This is a genomic window from Mesorhizobium sp. M7A.F.Ca.CA.002.09.1.1, from assembly GCF_003998555.1.
In the GTDB taxonomy this organism is placed as follows: Bacteria; Pseudomonadota; Alphaproteobacteria; order Rhizobiales; family Rhizobiaceae; genus Mesorhizobium; species Mesorhizobium ciceri.
The window spans coordinates 1-1,396 of record NZ_RZRR01001176.1; the positions used below are offsets into that span (position 1 = coordinate 1).

Annotated in this window: 1 protein-coding gene; it reads right to left on the reverse strand. The window is 60.6% G+C overall.

What is annotated here, in order from left to right; genetic code table 11:
- Window positions 1–1,097: TadE/TadG family type IV pilus assembly protein (locus EN994_RS31510; RefSeq protein ID WP_206530546.1), on the reverse strand; the 1,097-nt coding region annotated here is incomplete at its 3' end.
- Window positions 1,098–1,396: the final 299 nt, after the last annotated feature.

Genomic DNA, 1,396 nt, shown 5'->3' on the forward strand with positions numbered 1-1,396 from the left:
GGCACAAACATCGTCGCCGGATCGCCGACCCCTATGCCGGTGTTCGCCGAGCCGCCGGAAGGCGCCGCGTCGTTGACATTGTAGGGATAAGGCCTGGCCTCGACGCAGCCCTGCCAACTGGCGAACGGGCCATAGGTGTCGATGTAGTCGTATTCGTCGTGGTCGCGTTTGCAGGTGTTGTTCGGGTTGTATTCGTCGCACACCACGCGCTTGCTGTTGACGACACGCTCATGGTTGGTGACGACCTTCATGTCGCGATAGAGCGAAAACCGGGTCAGCATCTGGCCTTCGTCGGTTCCCCATCCGGTGCCGCGCTTGTACCAGATGCCGTTGGTCTGCTGGGCGTATTTGTCGGCTGCGTTCAGCGTCGACCAGTCGAAATTCTCGTTCGATACCGGCGACAATCCTTCGGTATCCATCCAGGGCGCATTGCCGTTGCCGGGCCCGACATTGACCGAGGCGGCAAACGGCACGAGGCCGAACTGCACCGGCCTGTCGACCTGCTTGATCATCGCCGCCTGCTGGGCCAGCGTGTCGACCAGCTGTTTTGCCGCGGTCTTGAGAAGGTCGATGCGCGTTTGCCCCGAGCCCGTTCCGGTCTTGGTCATCGACCCGGAATTGTCGAGTACCAGGGCGACTTCAAGAGTGTTCTTCAGCCGCACTTCCGAGGTGATGTTGAAGCTGATCCTCTGGTTGGCGTCGGTTTCGGATTTGCCGACGAGCTGGCCGAAGACCGGATAGAAATAGGGCTTGTAGTCCAGCCGCGCGGTCATCTTGAGCAAGCCGCCGCCGGTGGTGTTGCTTGGCAAGGTGACGGTGAGCGTCGTATTGGCGGGATTGATCTTGTTGAGGTTGGCATTGAAGAAGTCGAGCGCATAGGCCCTCAACTGGTCGTCGGTGGCACCCTCCGTCAGCCGGCGCGCCGTGGCGAAGTTTGCGGCATCGAGCGCGTTCGAAACCGCCTGTTTTTCGCGGCTCATCTCGGTGAAGTCGACGGCCATTGCCAGGGCGCCCATCAGCGGAACCATAGCGACGACCGTCATAAGAGCATAGTTGCCGCGTTGGTCGCGGCAGAACTGACGCCAAAGTCCATGCATGTCTTGGAGCGGCCCCCGCCGGCGGATTCTCGATCGACGCCAGCTTTCCACAAAACGCTGAAGGCCGGGTTTGGCAAATCGCTCTATTGCCGGGTCAGCACTTCACCAACCGCTAACCAATCGTGCCTGGCGAAAGCTGGTGACAGGCCGGAATGGTTCGGCTAATCCGAACCGGCTGCGGCGAACCGTCTGTCGTGGCGGTCGCAACGATCATGACTGAAGGAAACGGCATGGCGGATTCGCCTGAAATCATCGGCTCGCTCGAAGACGTGTCGAAGGCCTATTCGGCAATCCTGTGC